Below are 17950 nucleotides of genomic sequence, written 5' to 3'. Positions count from 1 at the left end.
GCGGAAGCGGCTGAAGTTGCCGTTGATCATCATCACGCCTTCTGCGACTTCACGATCGTCAGCGCCGACGCGATCAGGCCGCTCATGTCGCCCATGTCGGCCGGAACGATGATCGAGTTGTTCGTCTTGGCCAGGTTGCCGAAGGCGTGCACATACTCTTCGGCCACGCGCAGGTTGACGGCATCGATGCCGCCCGGCGAGCGGATCGCCTCGCCGACCTGGCGCAGCGCGCTGGCGCTGGCCTCCGCCAGCGCGATGATGGCCGCGGCCTCGCCCTGCGCGCGGTTGATGGCGGCCTGCTTCTCGCCTTCCGAGCGGGCGATGGCCGCTTCGCGCTCGCCGCTCGCGATGTTGATGGCTTCCTGGCGCCGGCCCTCCGACGCGGCGATCAACGCGCGCTTCTCGCGCTCGGCCGTGATCTGGCGCTGCATCGAGTGCAGGATCTCGGCCGGTGGCGTGAGATCCTTGATCTCGTAGCGCAGCACCTTGACGCCCCAGTTGGCGGCCGATTCGTCGATCGCGTTGACGATCGTCGTGTTGATGTGGTCGCGCTCCTCGAACGTCTTGTCCAGTTCCATGCGGCCGATCACGGAACGCAAGGTCGTCTGCGCCAGCTGGGTGATGGCCTGGATGTAGTTCGACGCGCCGTACGACGCGCGCATGGCGTCCGTCACCTGGAAATACAGGATGCCGTCGACTTGCAGCTGCGTGTTGTCCTTCGTGATGCAGACCTGCGGCGGCACGTCGAGCGGGATCTCCTTCAGGCTGTGTTTATAGGCGATGCGGTCGACGAAGGGCACGACGATGTTCAGGCCCGGCGCCAGGGTAGCGTGGTACTTGCCGAGCCGCTCCACCACCCATGCGTGCTGCTGCGGGACGACGTTGATGGTCTTGATGACGAACACGATGGCGACGATGAAGATCACCAGCGCGACGGTTCCGAACGTGAATTCCATGGGTTTCCTTCCTTGAAAAGGTGGGTCAGGCGAGCAGTTCGTAGGCGACGCTGCCGAGCCCCGCCGCGACGACGAGCACGAGGCAGAAGCCGGCCAGGCGCAGCAGCGCGCGGCCCTTCTGCCCGGCCGGACGGCTGCGCACGAGGTAATAAGGCACGGCGACGATCGCGAGCATCACGACGCCCACGTTCAGCAGGGCCGTGCGGCGGTATTGGTGGGCGTCGCTGTCGAGCCGGTACCAGCAGAAACTCAGGAAGCTGAACAGCACCGTCGACAGGACGGCCCAGCCGTTCGACTGGACGCCCAGCGCCATCTCGCGCGCGTCGACGACGCCGAACACGAGGGTCAACGCCACCAGCAGGGTCAGGACGTGCGTCTTGGTCATGGATTGCCCACCACGAGCCGGCTGCCGTGCACCTCGACGATGCGGAATTCGCCCGCATGCGGCGCGACACCCTGCCCGAGCTCCACGTCCCACAGCGCGCCGCGGTACATGACGCGCGCGCGGCCGTTGTCCCAGGCGGGCACGGTCACGCGCTGGCCGATGTCCAGGTTGACGTTGCGGTCGCGCTGCGCATCGGCCCGCGCCGGATGGCCGAAGCGCGAGCGGTGCAGCAGCCCCGTCGCGAGCACGCCGACCACGGCGGCGGCGATCGCCTGCCCGGGACCGCCGGCGCCGGCGAGCGCGACGACGCCGCCGACCGCGAGACCGATGGCGATCATCAGCAGGTAAAACGTCCCGGTGAACAGCTCCAGGATCACGAGCACGCCGGCCGCTACCAGCCAGCCCATCCAGTCAGCCATGGTTCCCTCCGTGGTCGGATCGAAAGATAAAAAACCCCCGCCGCCCGCTACGGGTGACGAGGGTCGCGTGATTGATATCGGGTTCAATGATCGTGTCGGTGATCAAATCGTTATCGCCAGTCTAGCGCGTCTGTGCGCGGAGTCAACGGTCCTGCTTCGGCTTGACGAGTTCGGCGTCGGCCGGCGCGGCGCAGGCACGGGTGCAGCGCAGGTAGGCGTCGTCGCAATTGCCCGCCTTGCCGATCCGGCGCGATTGCGTGCCCGCATTGCCGAGCGCCCGCGCCGCTTCCGAAGGCACCTGCTCCTGTGCCGCGCGCGCCATTGGGTTTTTCTCGGGCAGGTCGAGCAGCGAGCCGCCGTCTTCCCGGGCCAGCTCCTCCGCATTCGCCCGGCATTCTCGCTTCTCGGCGCTGCACATCGACTTGCACAGGCTGGCATCGGCGGCATGACCCGCCCCTGCCCACAGTGCTCCCATCATGATTGTCAACCAGGCCAGGCGCTTCATTCACATCCTCGACAAAACTATTTGCCAAAGTGTAACGTTTTTCCGTAACAAGTCAACAACTTGTTGCTTCAGGCTCAACATCGTGCCCGCGTTGATGCATATCGCGTCGTGACCCGCTTGCCGCGGAAAATCAATTGCCATGCGGAAATCAACGCCAATAATGCGATGCATCGCCTTCTGGAGATCCGCCATGTTCCGACGCCTGCTCGCCGCCTTCCGCACCCGCACGACCGCCGCCGCCCCGGCGCCCGCCATCGACGATGTCATCACGGCCTGTGACGAACACGGCCGCCAGGTGATCATGTCGCGCGAGGAATGGCGCGACAAGGTGCTGCATCCGCAACTCAAGCAGCATTGGGACACGGCGGACGCGTTGTACGGCACCATCCTTACCGCGCTGTCCGACGGCTTCGCGCCCGAGTTGCTGACGGCGGCCGCGCGCCTCGTCGAGATCGACGGCCTGCCGGAACGCAGCCATGTCGCGCACGGCATCGTGCTGCTGGAAAGCGGCAGGCATGACGAGGCCGAGGCCGTGCTGCAGGCCGGCATCCGGACCTGCGGCGAGACGGCCGCGCTGCTCACCAACCTGGCCAAGGTGAAGCACGACCGGGAAGACTCGGCCGGCGCGTCCGACCTGTTGCGGCGTGCCATCCGGCTCGACCCGAACTTCGAGCACGGGTTGAACGGCTGGCTGGCCGTCGAGCGCGCGCGCGCGGGCGAAGCGGGCTTCCTGCAGGCGCTGCAGGAGGCGTGCGCCCTCCCCCGCAGCTGGCGCGCGCGGCTCCTGCTGGCCCGGCAGCACCTCGCCGCCGGCGACCTCCCGGCGGCGCGCGAGCAGTACACGGCCGTGCTGGCCGAGGAGGACGTGGACGGCAGCGCCCTGATGACGATGGCGGCCGACCTGGGGCAGTATGGCCACACGGGCCTGATCGTCACGCTCGTCGGCCCCGTCTACGACCCCACCCGGCACGGTCCGCAGGCCGCGTTCCACCTGCTGCGCGCCTGCCTGGAAACGGAGCGCGTGGCCGAAGGCGAGGCGCTGCTGGGGCGCCTGCGCGCCGTTTCGCCGCCGCCTCTTGCACGCCACCTGGATGAGTTTGAACGCGCGTTCCACCAATTGCACGGATCGGAAGCCCACGCATGAAAAAAGCCGCTGCAAGGTGACCAGCACCTCGCAGCGGCTTTTCATAGGCAGCCGGCGACGCTTACTTCATCGACGCCAGCTTCTGCCACGTATCGATCACCGAGTCCGGATTCAGCGACATCGACTCGATCCCCTGCTCCATCAGCCACACGGCGAAGTCCAGGTTGTCCGACGGCCCCTGGCCGCAGATGCCCACGTACTTGCCCTTCGCGCGGCAGGCCTTGATCGCCAGGGTCAGCATGGCTTTCACGGCCGGGTCGCGCTCGTCGAAGTCCTTGGCCAGCAGTTCCATGCCGGAGTCGCGGTCCAGGCCCAGCGTGAGCTGCGTGAGGTCGTTCGAACCGATCGAGAAGCCGTCGAAGTACTCCAGGAACTGCTCGGCCAGGATGGCGTTCGACGGCACTTCGCACATCATGATGACGCGCAGGCCGTTCTCGCCGCGCTTCAGGCCATATTTCGCCAGCAGCGCGATGACCTTCTCGGCCTGGCCCAAGGTACGCACGAACGGGATCATGATCTCGACGTTGGTGAGGCCCATCTCGTCGCGCACGCGCTTCATGGCCATGCATTCCATCTCGAACGACTCGGCGAAGTCCTCGGCCAGGTAGCGCGCGGCGCCGCGGAAGCCCAGCATCGGATTTTCCTCGTCCGGCTCGTAGCGCGAACCGCCGATCAGCTTCTTGTACTCGTTCGACTTGAAGTCGGACAGGCGCACGATGACGGGCTTCGGCCAGAACGCGGCGGCGATCGTCGCGACGCCTTCGGCCAGCTTGTCGACGTAGAACGCGCGCGGCGACGCGTGGCCGCGCGCCACCGACTCGACGGCCTTTTTCAGGTCGTTGTCGATGTTCGGGTACTCGAGGATCGCCTTCGGATGGACGCCGATGTTGTTGTTGATGATGAACTCCAGGCGGGCCAGGCCCACGCCGCCGTTCGGGATCGACTGGAAGTCGAACGCGAGCTGCGGGTTACCGACGTTCATCATGATCTTGGTCGGGATGGCCGGCAGGTCGCCGCGCGCCGATTCCGTCACTTCCGTTTCCAGCAGGCCGTCGTAGATCCGGCCCTCGTCGCCTTCGGCGCAGGACACGGTCACGAACGTGCCGTCCTTCAGCGTTTCCGTCGCGTCGCCGCAGCCGACGACGGCCGGCACGCCCAGTTCACGGGCGATGATCGCCGCGTGGCACGTGCGGCCGCCGCGGTTCGTCACGATGGCGGAGGCGCGCTTCATCACGGGCTCCCAGTTCGGGTCCGTCATGTCGGCGACCAGCACGTCCCCCGGCTGCACTCTTTCCATCTCGGACGGGTCGTTGATGACGCGCACCGGACCGGCGCCGATCTTCTGGCCGATGGCGCGGCCCGAGGTCAGCACGGTGCCCGTGCCCTTCAGCTTGAAGCGTTGCTGGGAATCCGTCGCCTTCTGCTGCGACTTCACGGTTTCCGGACGGGCCTGCAGGATGTACAGCTTGCCGTCGCGGCCATCCTTGCCCCACTCGATGTCCATCGGGCGCTGATAGTGCTTCTCGATGATGACGGCATATTTCGCCAGCTCGACGACTTCCTCATCTAGCAGCGAGTAGCGGTTGCGCATTTCGATGGGCACGTCGACGGTCTGCACGGAGCGGCCGGCCTTGGCTTCCTTCGTGAACTCCATCTTGATCAGCTTGGAACCGATGTTCTTGCGGATGACGGGCTTCTTGCCCTGTTCCAGCATCGGCTTGTGCACGTAGAACTCGTCCGGGTTGACGGCGCCCTGCACGACGGTCTCGCCCAGGCCGTAGCTCGACGTGACGAACACGACGTCCTGGAAGCCGGATTCCGTGTCGATCGTGAACATGACGCCCGCGGCGCCCGTGTCGGAACGGACCATGCGCTGCACGCCGGCCGACAGCGCGACTTCGGCGTGGGTGAAGCCTTTATGGACGCGGTACGAGATGGCGCGATCGTTGTACAGCGACGCGAACACGTGCTTCATCGCTTCCAGCACGTTGTCGATGCCGACGACGTTCAGGAACGTTTCCTGCTGGCCCGCGAACGAGGCGTCCGGCAGGTCTTCCGCGGTGGCGGACGAGCGCACGGCGAACGACACTTCGGTGTCCGAATCGGCGACGAGGCGGTCGTAGAAGGCTTCGATTTCGGCCTGCAGGCGCGGCTGGAACGGGGTGTCGACGATCCACTGGCGGATTTCGGCGCCGGCCGTGGCCAGCGAGCGCACATCGTCGATGTCCAGGCCTTCGAGGCGCTGGGCAATGCGGTCGCCCAGGGAAGGGCCGCCATCGATACTGTGGTTCAGGAAGTCGCGGAACGCCTGGGCCGTGGTGGCGAAGCCGCCCGGCACGCGCACGCCGGCCTCGGCCAGCTGGCTGATCATCTCGCCGAGCGACGCGTTCTTGCCGCCGACCGACTCGACGTCGGTCATGCGCAGGGTCTCGAACGAGGCGACGTAGACCGCTTCGCTCGTGCCGGCCGCTGTGGGATCGGGCGCCTTCAATACTGCATTCGACAGGTTAGTCATGGTAAAACACCTTTTTGATGATGGAAATCTGTACGGCGGATGCGCCGACGGCCGGATGACGGACGAGCCTGGCTAGGCAGCGGCGGCGCGCCGAGCAATCGTTGCTCAAGGCGGGCTTCGCGCGGCAGGCTGGTCGAGTTTCCGGGGGATTTCTTGTTATTCTTGGCGTCGTAAAGCACAATCCAACAACCCGTTCCCGAGCATTTTACCGCGCGCGCCCGGGTTTCACAGCCCAACCAGCTGCAACTTTGTCATTATCTGTCTAAAAAACATCATGTCTTTCGCTAACACCCCAGGCAGTCCGGGCGCCGCGCGCACCGTTTTCTTCGTTTCCGACGGCACGGGCATCACGGCGGAAACCTTCGGCCACGCGGTGCTGAGCCAGTTCGAGATGCGCTTCCGGCAGATCCGCCTGCCCTTCATCGACACGATCGACAAAGCCTACGCGGCCGCCCGTCGCATCAACGACGCGGCGATCGCCGACAACCAGCGCCCGATCGTGTTTTCCACGCTCGTGAAACACGACCTGTCGGCCGTGATCCGCGCGGCCCAGGGCATGCACATGGACCTGTTCCAGACGTTCGTCGCCCCGCTCGAGCAGGAATTGCGGGTGAAGTCGACGCACACGATCGGCCGCATCCACAACGTTGTCGACACGGAGGAATACAAGAACCGCATCGAGGCCATCAACTTCTCGCTGGCGCACGACGACGGCCAGTCGCACAAGAACCTGGCGGACGCGGACGTGATCCTCGTGGGCGTGTCGCGCTCGGGCAAGACGCCGACCAGCCTGTACTTGGCGATGCAGTACGGAATCAAGGCGGCGAACTACCCGCTGATCCCGGACGATTTCGAACGCAACAAGCTGCCGTCGGCGCTGCCGCAGTTCAAGCACAAGATCTTCGGCCTGACGATCACGCCGGAACGCCTGTCCGAGATCCGCAACGAGCGGCGCGCGGGCAGCAAGTATGCGTCGCTGGAGAATTGCCGCTACGAGGTGAACGAGGCCGAGCAGCTGATGCGGCGCGAGGGGATCCGGTGGCTGTCGTCGACCACCAAGTCGATCGAAGAGATCGCGACGACCATCCTCCAGGAGATCAAGCCGGACCGCCGCGAATACTAGTAACGCAGGGGTCAGCGCAGGGGTCAGCGCAGGGGTCAGCGCAGGGGTCAGCGCAGGGGTCAGCGCAGGGGTCAGAGCCCGGTGTTTCTTTTGGGGCTCTGACCCCGGTTCAAACCCGCGGCGCGTCCGAACACCGGGGTCAGAGCCCAACCAGCAACACCGGGCTCTGACCCCTCTTCTAGAAGAAATGGCGCCAGTCTTCCAGCCAGCCGGGAAATTCGTCGGCCGGCATCGGATTGGCGATGTGGTAGCCCTGCGCATACGTGCACCCGAGCCCCTGCAGGAAATCCCAGTCCTGCCGCGTCTCCACGCCGACGGCGACGGACATGCGATCGAGGCTGTGCGCCAGCCCGAGGCACGATTTCAGCACGGTGCCCAGCTGGCGCTTCTTCGACGCGCCGTCCACGAACGAACGGTCGATCTTGAGTTCCGAGAACGGGATGCGCGCCAGGATCTGCAGGTTCGAGCGCCCCGTGCCGTAGTCGTCGACCGCGAGGCCGAAGCCCATCATGCGCAGGCGCACGAGGCGTTCGATGAAGTCGGCGTCGAAGCTGAGGATAGCGGTTTCCGTCATCTCGAACGTCAGGTAGTCCGGCAGCACGCCGTGGCGCTGCATCGTCGACGTCACCTGGCGGACGAAATGCGGATGCGCCAGCGTCTCCGGCGCCAGGTTCAGGGAAATCGAGATCGGGATGCCCTGGTCATGGTAGCGGCGGCACCGTTCCACCGACATTTCCAGCATCGTCCAGTCGAGGAAGTCGACGCGGTTGTTCGCGTCCAGCGCGCTGATGAAGGACGACGGCCCCAGCACGCCGTGCTCGGGATGGCGCCAGCGGGCGAACGTCTCCAGGCCTTTCACCTGGCCCGTCGCCAGTTCGATCTTCGGCTGGAAGAACGGCTCGAACTGGCGCTTCTGCAGGCCCATGCCCACTTCCGCGAACGTGAAGCTGGGGCCGGGCGCTGCCGCCGGCGCGCGCCGCGGCGCCTGGTAATTGTCCAGCAAGGCCTTGAGTTTCGTGCTTGTGACGGGCTTGGCGGCGGTGCCCAGCAGGTCGACGCCATGCGCCTGCGCGAGGCTCTCGACGGAGAACAGCACGCTTGCCGGCTGGGCGCCGACGACGATCAGCCGCACCTCCGACTTCAGCGCGGCGATCGCGCGCAGCAGTTCCAGGCCGTCCATGCCGCCCAGGTCGAGGTCGATGACGGCGACGTCGATCTTCGGGGTAAAACCCGCCTGCAGGGTGCGCAGCGCCATCGGGCCGTCCGGCACGTCGGTGACGCGCGTGGCGCCCACCTGGCCGAGCGCCTCGATCAGCGCGCGGCGCTGCACCGGGTCCGCTTCCGCGACCAGGAAGTGCAAAGAGTGCAACTGCGTTTGCCCCATGTCCATCATGACTCCGTCTTGACCTGCACGAAGCGTAACCGAACGGGCTTGTCGCGTCTATGCCCGCTGGAGTTTCGTCGTTTGCTGGCGCAGCTGCTCGAAGAAACACACGGCCGCGCACGCGGCGACGTTCAGCGATTCCACGGCGCCCGCATGCGGGATGACGACGCGGTGCGTGGCCAGGTCCAGCAGCGCATCCGACACGCCCTGCCCTTCATGGCCCAGCAGCCAGGCGGCGGGGCGGGACAGGTCGACGTCGTAGATCCGCTCGCTGGCATAGCCGCTCGTCGCCAGCACCGGCACCCCTGCCTTCCGGATCAGGTCCGCCAGGTCGACGTTCTCGAAGATCTCCAGCACGAAATGGGCGCCCATCGCGGCGCGCAGCACCTTCGGCGACCAGCACGACGCGGTGCCGGGGCTGCAATACACCTGCCTGATGCCCGCCGCGCCGGCACTCCTGAGGATGGAGCCGGCATTGCCCGGGTCCTGCACGCCGTCCAGCAGCACGGCCGATTGCACCAGGGCGTCCGGACGAACCGGCCGCGGCGTCTCGACGAGGAACAGCAGATGGATGCCGTGTTCGACCTGCGACAGCGCGCCGAACAGCGCGTCCGGCAGCGACGTGGCCGGCGCCGTCACGCGGTCGACGATGGCGGCCACTTCGGGATTCGCCAGCGCGCCCTCGGACACGATGCAGTGCACGGGCTGCCCGACGAGGTCGAGGTAGGCCTGGCACAGGTGCACGCCGTCCAGCAGCGAACGGCCGGCCTTGCGCAGGGCCTGGCTGCTGCCCGCGAGGTGTTTCAGCTCTTTATAAAACGGGTTGTCGCGGGAGGTCACGCTCTTCATGTTGCTCTCCATGCGGAGAGCTCCCCGAACAGGTCGGGTTCGAGCAACGCACGCACGGGCGCGAAGGTGCGCCGGTGCACCGGACTCGGACCATGCTCGCGCAGGCGCGCGAGGTGCAGCGCCGTCGAGTAGCCCTTGTGCTGGTCGAACGCATACTGCGGATACGTGTCATGCAGCGCGACGAGCGCCGCATCGCGCGCCGTCTTCGCGAGGATCGACGCGGCGGAAATCGCATGCACCTTGTCGTCGCCCTCCACCACCGCGTGCGCGCGGATGTGCGGCGCGAATTGCGGGCAGCGGTTGCCGTCGATGAGGGCGACGGTCGGCACGGTCGCCAGCTGTTCGACGGCGCGGCGCATCGCCAGCATCGTCGCCTGCAGGATGTTCAGCGTGTCGATTTCCGCGTGCGAGCACTCGGCGATGGCCCACGCCAGCGCGTGCTCCCTGATCAGCGGCGCCAGCTCGTCGCGCCGTGCTTCCGTCAGTTTTTTCGAGTCGCGCAAGCCTTCGATCGGACGGGCCGGATCGAGGATCACGGCGGCCGCGAACACGGGGCCGGCCAGCGGGCCGCGTCCGGCCTCGTCCACGCCGCAGACGATGTCGTCCAGCGTGAACGGCCGGTTCTTCTTCGCCAGGCCTGGGTAGAAATCGAAGGTCTTCTTTCTCATGCTTTGCCTATCACCTCGAGCACGGCGCGGGCGCTTTCGCGCGCGCTGTCGCGCAGCAGGCTGTGATGCATTTCGGTGAAGCGTTGCTGCAGCCTCACCCGGTTGTTCTCGTCCGTCAGCTGGAACCAGACGGCCTCCGCCAGCGCTTCCGGCGTGGCCGCGTGCTGCAGGAATTCCGGCACGACGAAGTCGCGCGCCAGGATGTTCGGCAGCCCGATCCACGGCAGATAACCCATGTTCCGGATGAGCAGCCACTCGGCCTGCAAGACCTTGTAGGCGATCACCATCGGCTTCTTGTACAGCGCCACTTCCAAGGTCGCGGTGCCCGAGGCGGCCAGCACGGCGTCGGCCGCCGCGATGCACGCATGCGATTCGCCGTCGACGAGCTGCAGCGGCACCTCATTGAGCAAATTCGGCAGACCGGCCTTCGCCACCAGCTCCATAAAATACGCTTTTTGCCGTTCGCCCGCCATCGGCGCGATGAAGCGCACGGACGGATCCCGCGCCGCCAGCAGTTGGACTGTCCGGACGTAGGGCTCCGTCAGGTACTTGATTTCCGACATGCGGCTGCCCGGCATGACGGTCACGACGCGCGCGTTCTCCGGCAGGCCGAGCTGGCGGCGCGCGGCAAGCACGTCGGGCACCAGCGGGATCGTCTCCGCCAGCGGATGGCCGATGTACGTGACGGGCACGCCGGCCTTTTGATAGATCTCTTCCTCGAACGGGAAGATCACGAGCATGTGCGAGACGGCGCGCCGGATTTTCTTGATGCGCCCGCCGCGCCACGCCCAGATCTGCGGGCCGACGAAGTGCACGGTCGGGATGCCGGCCGCGCGCAACTGCTCTTCCAGGCCGAGATTGAAGCCGGGGTAGTCGGCGCCGATGAACGCGGCCGGACGCTCGGCCAGCAGGCGGTCGCGCAGGCGGTTCTGGATGCCCTTCAGTTCGCGGTAGCGCAGCAGCACGGGCAGCAGGCCGCGCACGGTGAGCGTGTCCATCGGGACGTCCGACGCGAGGCCCTGCTCCAGCATGCGCGGACCGCCGATGCCGGAAAAGCTGACGTCCGGCAGATGCGGCTTGAGGCCCGCCATCAGGCGCGCCGCGAGCAGGTCGCCGGAAACTTCGCCGGCGACCAGCGCGAGCTTCGTGACTTCAGCGGACGATGCCACGGCTCGCGTTGTCGAGGAAGTCGCGCAGCGCGCGGATGTGCTGTGCGGCGTCGCCGGCGGCGGCTTCCTCTTCCGCCAGCCTGGCCTTGGCTTCTTCCAGCGTGAGGCCGGAACGGTAGATGGTCTTGTACGCGGTGCGGATCGCGTTGATCTGCTCGCGCGTGAAGCCGCGGCGCTTGAGCCCTTCGATGTTCACGCCGTGCGCCTCGGCCGGGTTGCCGGAGACGAGGACGAACGGCGGCACGTCCTGCGTGAGGCTCGTGTACATGCCGATGAACGCGTGCGCGCCGATCTTGCAGAACTGGTGCACGCCGCAGTAGCCCGACAGGATCGCCCAGTCGCCCACGTGCACGTGGCCCGCGAGCTGCGCATTGTTCGAGAAGATCGTGTTGCTGCCGACCTGGCAGTCGTGCGCCAGGTGCGTGTACGCGGACATCCAGTTGTCGTCGCCGAGGCGCGTCACGCCGGCATCCTGCACGGTACCGAGGTTGAACGTGCAGAATTCGCGGATCGTGTTGCGGTCGCCGATTTCCAGGCGGGTCGGTTCGCCGGCCCACTTCTTGTCTTGCGGGGCGGCGCCCAGCGACGCGAACTGGAAGATGCGGTTGTCGCGGCCGATCGTCGTGTGGCCTTCGATGACGACGTGCGGGCCCACGACGGTGCCCGCGCCGATGCGCACGTCCGGCCCGATGATCGAATACGGGCCGACTTCGACGGTGGAATCCAGCTCCGCCTTCGGATCGACGATCGCGCTCGGGTGGACCTTGCTCATCACTGTCCTGCCTTCTCGTTCGCGCGGATGGTGCACATCAGCTCAGCTTCGACGGCGACCTTGCCGTCGACGCTGGCGACAGCCTTGTACTTCCAGATGCCGCGCGAGGTGCGCAGGATCTCGATGTCCATCTTGAGCTGGTCGCCCGGCTCGACCGGACGCTTGAAGCGCGCGTTGTCGATGCCGACGAAGTACACGACGGAGTTCTCGTCCGGCTTGACGTTCATGGTCATGAACGACAGGATCGCTGCGGTCTGCGCCAGCGCCTCGATCATCAGCACGCCCGGCATCACGGGCTTGTGCGGGAAGTGGCCGTTGAAGAATTCTTCGTTGGCGGTCACGTTCTTGATGGCGGTGATGGTCTTGCCGATCTCGTAGTCGACCACGCGGTCCACCAGCAGCATCGGGTAGCGGTGCGGCAGGTATTCCTTGATCTCGTTGATCCCCAGGGTCTTGTTGGTCGCGGTGGTGGCTTCAGTCGTCATTTTTGTTCTGATGGTTCCGTCAATTGTTTGATCTGTTTTTCCAGGCTGCGCATCTTCTCGCGCAGCGAGGACAGGTTGCGCACGATGGCGGCGCTCTTTTCCCATTCGGCGTTCTTGGCGAGCGGATAAAAGCCCGTGTACTGCCCCGGCTCGAGCACGGAGCGCGACACCATGCTGCCCGAGGAGATATGGACGTTGTCCGCGATTTCCAGGTGCCCCAGCACCATCGCCGCGCCGCCGAACGTGCAATTCTTGCCGATCTTCGCGCTGCCGGCTACCCCCACGCAGCCGGCCATGGCCGTATTCGCCCCGATGCGGCAGTTATGGCCGATCTGGATCTGGTTGTCGAGCTTCACGCCGTCTTCGATGATCGTGTCGTCCAGCGCGCCGCGGTCGATGGTCGTGTTGGCGCCGACGTCGACGTCGTCGCCCAGCAGCACGCGGCCCGTCTGCGGGATCTTGATGTACACGCCGTTCTCGCGCGCGAAGCCGAAACCGTCGGTGCCGATCACGGCGCCCGAGTGCAGGATGCCGCGCTTGCCGATCCTGCAGCGCGCGTGGAAGGTCACGTTCGCGAACAAATGCGTGTCTGCCCCGATCTCCGCCTCCCGGCCGACGAAGCAGCCGGCGTCGATCCGCACGCCGGCGTCGATCGCGGCGCCCTCCTCGATCGTCACGTTCGGGCCGATATGCGCGGTCGGGGCGATGCGCGCCGTCTCGTGCACGACGGCGCTGGGGTGGATGCCCGGCGGCGGCACGACTTCCTCGAGCGCCACGAAGTACTGCGCGACGCGGGCGAAATAGGCGTACGGGTTGGTGGTGACGATGCGCGCGCCGGCATAGGTCGTGGCGACGGTGGCGTCGTCCAGCGGCGAGACGATCAGCGCCGCGGCGCCGCTTTGCGCGGCCAGGGCGCGCAGTTTGCTGTTGCTGAGAAAGCTGATGTGCGAAGCGCCGGCGCCGTCGAGCGGTGCGATGCCCTGGACCTCGAGGTCCGGGTCACCTACCAGCTGGCCACCGAAGCGTTCGACCAAATCACCCAGTCGAGTGCCCATCGTGGTCGTTCCGTAAAAGAAGTGAAAACTGCCGGCCGCTCAACGAGCCGGCCGGCATCCGGGAAGCGTGTTGGCTCACATGCTCACATGCTTACTTGTCGAGCAGTTTGAGGATCCGGTCGGTGATGTCGATGCGCGGACTGGTCCAGATGGCTTCCTGCAGCACGACGTCGAGGTGTTCCTGCTCGGCCACCTGTTCGATCAGTTTATAGGCTTTCTGCGCGATGGCGGCGCGCTCCTCGTTCTTGCGCTGGAACAGGTCTTCGTTGTACTCGCGCTGCATGCGCTGCACGTCCTTCTCCATGTCGAGCAGCTCGCGCGTGCGCTTGGTGCGATCGACGTCGGAGAGTTTCGGCGCTTCGTCGTCGAATTTCTCGCGGCTCACCTTGTACTTCTGCACTGCGTCGTCGAGCTGTTTCTGGCGCTTGGAGAATTCCGACTGCAGCTTCGCGTCCGCCGCCTTGGCCAGCTTGGACTCGGTCATCAGGCGCTCGGTGTAGACGAAGCCGATGCGGCTCATCCCGCTCTGCGCGGACGCCTGCGCCATCGCACCGGCGCACAGCAGCGCCAGCACCAGGCTACGCGGCAGCGCGGCTAACGATTTTTTCAACATATTCTTCGCAATCCTTGTTTCGACGACAGGCCCGGTCAGAAACCGGTACCCATCTGGAACTGGAAGCGCTCAAGGCGGTCGCCCTCCTTCGCGTTCAAGGGCTTAGCATAACTCAACTTGAGCGGGCCCACCGGGGAAATCCACGACAGGCCGATACCCGCCGAGTAGCGCAGCTGCGACGTGCGGATCGGTTCGTGCTCCTGGTAGATCTGGCCGCCGTCGGCAAAGGTGAACCAGCGCAGCGAGCGATCCTGGCCGCTGCCCGGGAACGGGAACTGCAGCTCGGCGTTGCCGATCACGCGCTTGGCGCCGCCCAGGGCGTCGTACGTGCGTGGGTCGACGATACCGAGCGACGAGCTCTCGTAGCCGCGCACCGAACCGATGCCGCCGCCGTAGAAGTTCTTGAAGACCGGGTACGCGTGGCCGCCGAGGCCCGCGCCGTAGTCCAGCTCACCCTTCAGCGCGAGGGTCATCCAGCGCGTGATCGGGCGGTACCACTGGTGCTCGTACACCACGCGGTAGTACTTGGAGTCGCCGAGGAGGTCGACTTCCAGGTTGGCGCGCTGGTAGCGGCCGCGCGTCGGCGTGATGGCGGAGTCGCGCGAATCGCGGCCCCAGGCCACGGTCAGCGGGATCGCATTCGTCGTCGCCTCGCCCACGCCCGTCGCCTTCGCGATCGGGTCCTTCGAGTTCTGCATCACGAACTGCTGGTACAGCGTCGGCGAGCTCTCGTCCGTCTCGAGGCGGGTCTTTTCCAGGCCGGCGCCGAAGTAGACGGTGTCGATTTCCGAGAACGGCACGCCGAACGTGAGGTTGCCGCCCTGCTGGCGCACGGTGTACGAACCGATGTTCAGCGCCGGCGGACGCGACGTGCGCAGGTACAGCTGGAACGCGCGCGAGATGCCGTCGTCGGTGAAGTACGGGTTCGTCTGCGCGAACGAGATCGTGCGGTTGTATCGGCTGGTGTTCAGTTCGATGCCGACCGTGTTGCCGCTGCCGGCGAAGTTGGCCTGCGTGACGGACGCGGTGAAGGTGAATTTCTCCGCCTGCGAGAACGCGCCGCCGACCATGAAGTTACCGGTCGGCTTTTCGACGACGGCGATGTTCACGTCCACGGCGTCGTTGGTGCCCTGGGCTTCCGGCGTCTCGACCGTCACGTCCTTGAAATAACCCATGCGGTCGACGCGGTCGCGCGACAGCTTCACCCGGTTCGGGTCGTACCACGAGCTCTCGAATTGGCGGAATTCGCGGCGGATCACTTCGTCGCGGGTGATCGTGTTGCCCGAGATGGTCATGTGGCGCACGTACGCGCGCTTGCCCGGATCGACGAAGAACGTGAAGGCGACTTCGCGCTTCTCGCGGTTGATTTCCGGGTTCGCGGTGACGTTCGCGAACGCGTAGCCGAAGCTCGCGAGACGGTCGGCGATGCGCTTGTTCGATGCTTCCTGCAGGTCGCCGGAATACGTCTGGCCCGGCTTCAGCAGGATCAGGTTCTTGAGTTCTTCCCCGCGGCCGAACAGTTCGCCATCCATCTTGACGCCGGAGACGGTGTACTTCTCGCCTTCCGTGATGTTGATGGTGAGGTAGATGTCCTTCTTGTCCGGGGTGATCGAGACCTGCGTGGACTCCACGTTCACTTCCAGGTAGCCGTGATTCAGGTACCACGACTTGATGGTCTCCAGGTCGCCCGTCAGCTTCTGCTTCGAGTACTGGTCGGCCTTGGAATACCACGTGAACCAGCCGGAGGTGTTCAGCTGCAGCAGCTGGCGCAGTTCCTTGTCGGAGAACGCCTTGTTGCCGACGATGTTGATCTGCTTGATCTTGGCGACGTCGCCCTCGTCCACGTTGAACATGACGTTCACGCGGTTACGCTCGATCGGGGTGACGGTCGTGGTGATCTTGACGCCGTACAGGCCGTGCGACAGGTACTGGCGCTTGAGCTCCTGCTCGGCGCGGTCGACGGAGGCCTTGTCGAAGATCTTGGTCTCGCCGACGCCGATGTCCTTCAGCGCCTTGACGAGCATGTCCTTTTCGAATTCCTTGGTGCCGGTGAAGTCGACGGCGGCGATGGCCGGACGTTCCTCGACCAGGACCACGAGCACGCCGTTTTCTTCTTCCAGGCGGATGTCCTTGAAGAAGCCGGTGGCATACAGCGCCTTGATCGCCGCCGTGCCTTTTTCGTCGTCGAAGGTCTCGCCCACGCGCACCGGCAGGTAGCTGAACACCGTGCCTGCCTCGGTCCGCTGGATGCCTTCGACCCGGATGTCCTTCACGACGAAGGGAGCGACGGCGGCGGCGTGACCGGCACAGAGGGCCAGCACGGCTGCGCCGATCATGCTGCGACGGGAGGGCAAGGCAAAACGCGGCTGGGCAAAACGTTCGGGTTGTAAATTCATCGGTTAGATCAATGGGTCAGTCATTGGACAACGTTACTTGTTCTTCGCCGGTGCATGGTCTGCTCGAGCCGAACATCTGCTTAAGCCGGACACTCCGGTGCACGCCGCAGGCGCAGCGTGCATATCGGAGTGCCGTGTGTTCAGAGCAGTCGCACCAGGTCGTTGAAGACGGCAAGCGCCATCAGCATGAACAGCAGGCCGACCCCGGCACGCTGCGCGATCTCGCCGATCCGCGCGGGCAAGGGGCGCCCGGTCAAAACTTCCAGCGAATAATACAGCAAATGGCCACCGTCCAGAACGGGAATTGGTAACAGATTCATTACACCCAGGCTGATGGAGATGAAGGCGATGAACTCCAGGAACGGCTCCAGGCCAGAGCGGGCGGTCTGTCCGGCCACGTCCGCGATCGTGATCGGGCCGGTTACATTTTTCAGCGAGACCTCGCCCACGATCATCTTCGCGATCATCTTGACGGTCATCGCGCTCGTCTCCCACGTGCGCTGCGCACCCTTCGCGAACGCCTCCAGCGGCCCCGCCTTCACGGTCACCATCTCCGGCGCCTGCGCGATCATCAGCTTCACCAGGCCCTTGCCCGACTGCGGATCGCGGTCCGGCGTGAGGGGCAGCACGAGCGACGCAGTGCTTCCTTCCGCGCCGCGCTGTACGCCGACCAGCAGGGTCTTGCCGGCGGCGCCGCGCACGGCTTCGATGAAGTCGATGCCGTCGGCGATGTTCTTGCCGTCGATCGAGGTCACGAGGTCGCCCTGGCGCAGGCCCGCGCGCGCGGCGGCGCCGTCCGGCAGCACCTTGTCGACGCTGGGCCGCGGGCGCCACAGCTGCATGCCGAGGACGCCCAGCACGTCGCTGTCGACGTCCAGGCTGGCCATGCGGTCCGCGGGCAGCACGGCGCGGTACGGCGCCGAGTTCGGGCCAGGCCCGCGCAAGGTCAGTTCAACCGCATGCTTGTCGATGGCGGCGCGCACGATCTCCCAGCGCAGCTCCGTCCACGACTGCACGGGCCTGCCGTTGACGGCCGTGACGACGTCGCCGCCGCGCACGCCCGCCTTGTACACGGCCGACGCCTCCGGCATCGCGCGCAGGCGCGTGCCCGGCTCCTCTTTCCCGTGCATGAACAGCGCCGCCATCACGACGATGGCGAGGATGAAGTTGGCGATCGGGCCCGCCGCCACGATGGCGATGCGCTTCCACACGTTCTGGCGCGTGAATTCGCGCGGCAGGTCCGCGTCGTTGGTCGGCGCGGTCGAGGGATCGCGCGCGTCGAGCATCTTCACGTAGCCGCCGATGGGCAGCGCCGAGATCGCCCATTCCGTCTGGTCCGGACCGAAGCGGCGCGACCACACGATGCGCCCCATGCCGATCGAGAAGCGCAGCACCTTGACGCCGCACAGGCGCGCGACGACGTAGTGGCCCAGTTCGTGAAAGACGATCAGCGGTCCCAGCGCCAGCAGGAATGCCAGCAGGGTGTGGATCAGGTTCATGACACTCTCCCGT

18 protein-coding genes are annotated in these 17950 nt (G+C 65.9%); 2 read left to right on the top strand and 16 right to left on the bottom strand.

All coding sequences use genetic code 11. From position 1 onward, the window contains the following. Positions 1 to 32: 32 nt before the first annotated feature. From QPK29_RS12215 to QPK29_RS12195, 5 genes are all read right to left on the bottom strand, one after another. The gene (locus QPK29_RS12215; RefSeq protein ID WP_056135209.1) at positions 33 to 956 is read right to left on the bottom strand and encodes an SPFH domain-containing protein; all 924 of its coding nucleotides are present in this window, start codon (positions 954 to 956) and stop codon (positions 33 to 35) included. 25 nt (positions 957 to 981) lie between these two features. Then, complete coding sequence (locus QPK29_RS12210; RefSeq protein ID WP_371768414.1) at positions 982 to 1341, bottom strand: hypothetical protein; 360 nt, start codon at positions 1339 to 1341, stop codon at positions 982 to 984. Then, on the bottom strand, positions 1338 to 1760 hold the full coding sequence (locus tag QPK29_RS12205) for an NfeD family protein (RefSeq protein WP_056135214.1): 423 nt from the start codon (positions 1758 to 1760) through the stop codon (positions 1338 to 1340). Before QPK29_RS12205 ends, QPK29_RS12210 begins: the two co-directional genes overlap by 4 nt. 142 nt (positions 1761 to 1902) lie before the next feature. Further along, the gene (locus QPK29_RS12200) at positions 1903 to 2265 is read right to left on the bottom strand and encodes a hypothetical protein (RefSeq protein WP_371768413.1); all 363 of its coding nucleotides are present in this window, start codon (positions 2263 to 2265) and stop codon (positions 1903 to 1905) included. After that, positions 2266 to 2457 carry a hypothetical protein gene (locus tag QPK29_RS12195; protein ID WP_056135220.1) on the bottom strand — a complete coding sequence of 64 codons (192 nt, stop codon included), beginning with the start codon at positions 2455 to 2457 and terminating at the stop codon, positions 2266 to 2268. Here QPK29_RS12195 and QPK29_RS12190 point away from each other — a divergent pair. Beyond that, on the top strand, positions 2456 to 3409 hold the full coding sequence (locus QPK29_RS12190) for a tetratricopeptide repeat protein (protein WP_371768412.1): 954 nt from the start codon (positions 2456 to 2458) through the stop codon (positions 3407 to 3409). The two genes, QPK29_RS12195 and QPK29_RS12190, sit on opposite strands and share 2 nt — an antisense overlap. A 61-nt stretch (positions 3410 to 3470) precedes the next feature. Here QPK29_RS12190 and ppsA read toward each other — a convergent pair whose 3' ends face one another. Continuing rightward, positions 3471 to 5924, bottom strand: a complete 2454-nt coding sequence (gene ppsA / locus QPK29_RS12185) for a phosphoenolpyruvate synthase (RefSeq protein WP_371768411.1) — start codon at positions 5922 to 5924, stop codon at positions 3471 to 3473. Between the two features lie 274 nt (positions 5925 to 6198). Between ppsA and ppsR the strand changes: the two genes are divergently transcribed. Then, positions 6199 to 7047 carry a posphoenolpyruvate synthetase regulatory kinase/phosphorylase PpsR gene (gene ppsR, locus QPK29_RS12180; protein WP_056135226.1) on the top strand — a complete coding sequence of 283 codons (849 nt, stop codon included), beginning with the start codon at positions 6199 to 6201 and terminating at the stop codon, positions 7045 to 7047. Between the two features lie 178 nt (positions 7048 to 7225). On the opposite strand, the gene QPK29_RS12175 is transcribed toward ppsR, so the two are convergent. From QPK29_RS12175 to rseP, 10 genes are all read right to left on the bottom strand, one after another. Beyond that, on the bottom strand, positions 7226 to 8437 hold the full coding sequence (locus QPK29_RS12175) for an EAL domain-containing response regulator (RefSeq protein ID WP_371768410.1): 1212 nt from the start codon (positions 8435 to 8437) through the stop codon (positions 7226 to 7228). A gap of 51 nt (positions 8438 to 8488) precedes the next feature. Continuing rightward, a complete protein-coding gene (locus QPK29_RS12170) occupies positions 8489 to 9280 on the bottom strand; it encodes a TrmH family RNA methyltransferase (protein WP_371768409.1) in 792 nt (263 codons plus the stop codon). After that, entirely contained in the window at positions 9277 to 9948 is a 672-nt protein-coding gene (gene rnhB / locus QPK29_RS12165) for a ribonuclease HII (RefSeq protein ID WP_371768408.1), read from the bottom strand. The genes QPK29_RS12170 and rnhB overlap by 4 nt, the downstream gene beginning before the upstream one ends. Then, positions 9945 to 11117 carry a lipid-A-disaccharide synthase gene (lpxB, locus tag QPK29_RS12160; protein ID WP_056135238.1) on the bottom strand — a complete coding sequence of 391 codons (1173 nt, stop codon included), beginning with the start codon at positions 11115 to 11117 and terminating at the stop codon, positions 9945 to 9947. The genes rnhB and lpxB overlap by 4 nt, the downstream gene beginning before the upstream one ends. Further along, positions 11101 to 11889, bottom strand: a complete 789-nt coding sequence (gene lpxA, locus QPK29_RS12155; RefSeq protein WP_056135241.1) for an acyl-ACP--UDP-N-acetylglucosamine O-acyltransferase — start codon at positions 11887 to 11889, stop codon at positions 11101 to 11103. The genes lpxB and lpxA overlap by 17 nt, the downstream gene beginning before the upstream one ends. Beyond that, complete coding sequence (gene fabZ / locus QPK29_RS12150) at positions 11889 to 12374, bottom strand: 3-hydroxyacyl-ACP dehydratase FabZ (protein WP_056135243.1); 486 nt, start codon at positions 12372 to 12374, stop codon at positions 11889 to 11891. Before fabZ ends, lpxA begins: the two co-directional genes overlap by 1 nt. Next, positions 12371 to 13429: a UDP-3-O-(3-hydroxymyristoyl)glucosamine N-acyltransferase gene (gene lpxD, locus QPK29_RS12145; RefSeq protein WP_056135245.1), complete on the bottom strand. Its 1059-nt coding sequence runs from the start codon at positions 13427 to 13429 to the stop codon at positions 12371 to 12373. The genes fabZ and lpxD overlap by 4 nt, the downstream gene beginning before the upstream one ends. A 91-nt stretch (positions 13430 to 13520) precedes the next feature. Further along, a complete protein-coding gene (locus QPK29_RS12140) occupies positions 13521 to 14042 on the bottom strand; it encodes an OmpH family outer membrane protein (RefSeq protein WP_082577389.1) in 522 nt (173 codons plus the stop codon). Positions 14043 to 14077: 35 nt separating this feature from the next. Beyond that, positions 14078 to 16438, bottom strand: coding sequence for an outer membrane protein assembly factor BamA (gene bamA / locus QPK29_RS12135; protein ID WP_160407675.1), 2361 nt, complete (start codon positions 16436 to 16438; stop codon positions 14078 to 14080). Positions 16439 to 16578: 140 nt separating this feature from the next. Continuing rightward, positions 16579 to 17937: an RIP metalloprotease RseP gene (rseP, locus tag QPK29_RS12130; protein WP_371768407.1), complete on the bottom strand. Its 1359-nt coding sequence runs from the start codon at positions 17935 to 17937 to the stop codon at positions 16579 to 16581. Positions 17938 to 17950: the final 13 nt, after the last annotated feature.

This window comes from Massilia orientalis (assembly GCF_030411975.2).
In the GTDB taxonomy this organism is placed as follows: Bacteria; Pseudomonadota; Gammaproteobacteria; order Burkholderiales; family Burkholderiaceae_D; genus Telluria; species Telluria orientalis.
Note: the sequence above shows the minus strand (reverse complement) of the source record. Positions and strands in the feature narration are given on the sequence as shown.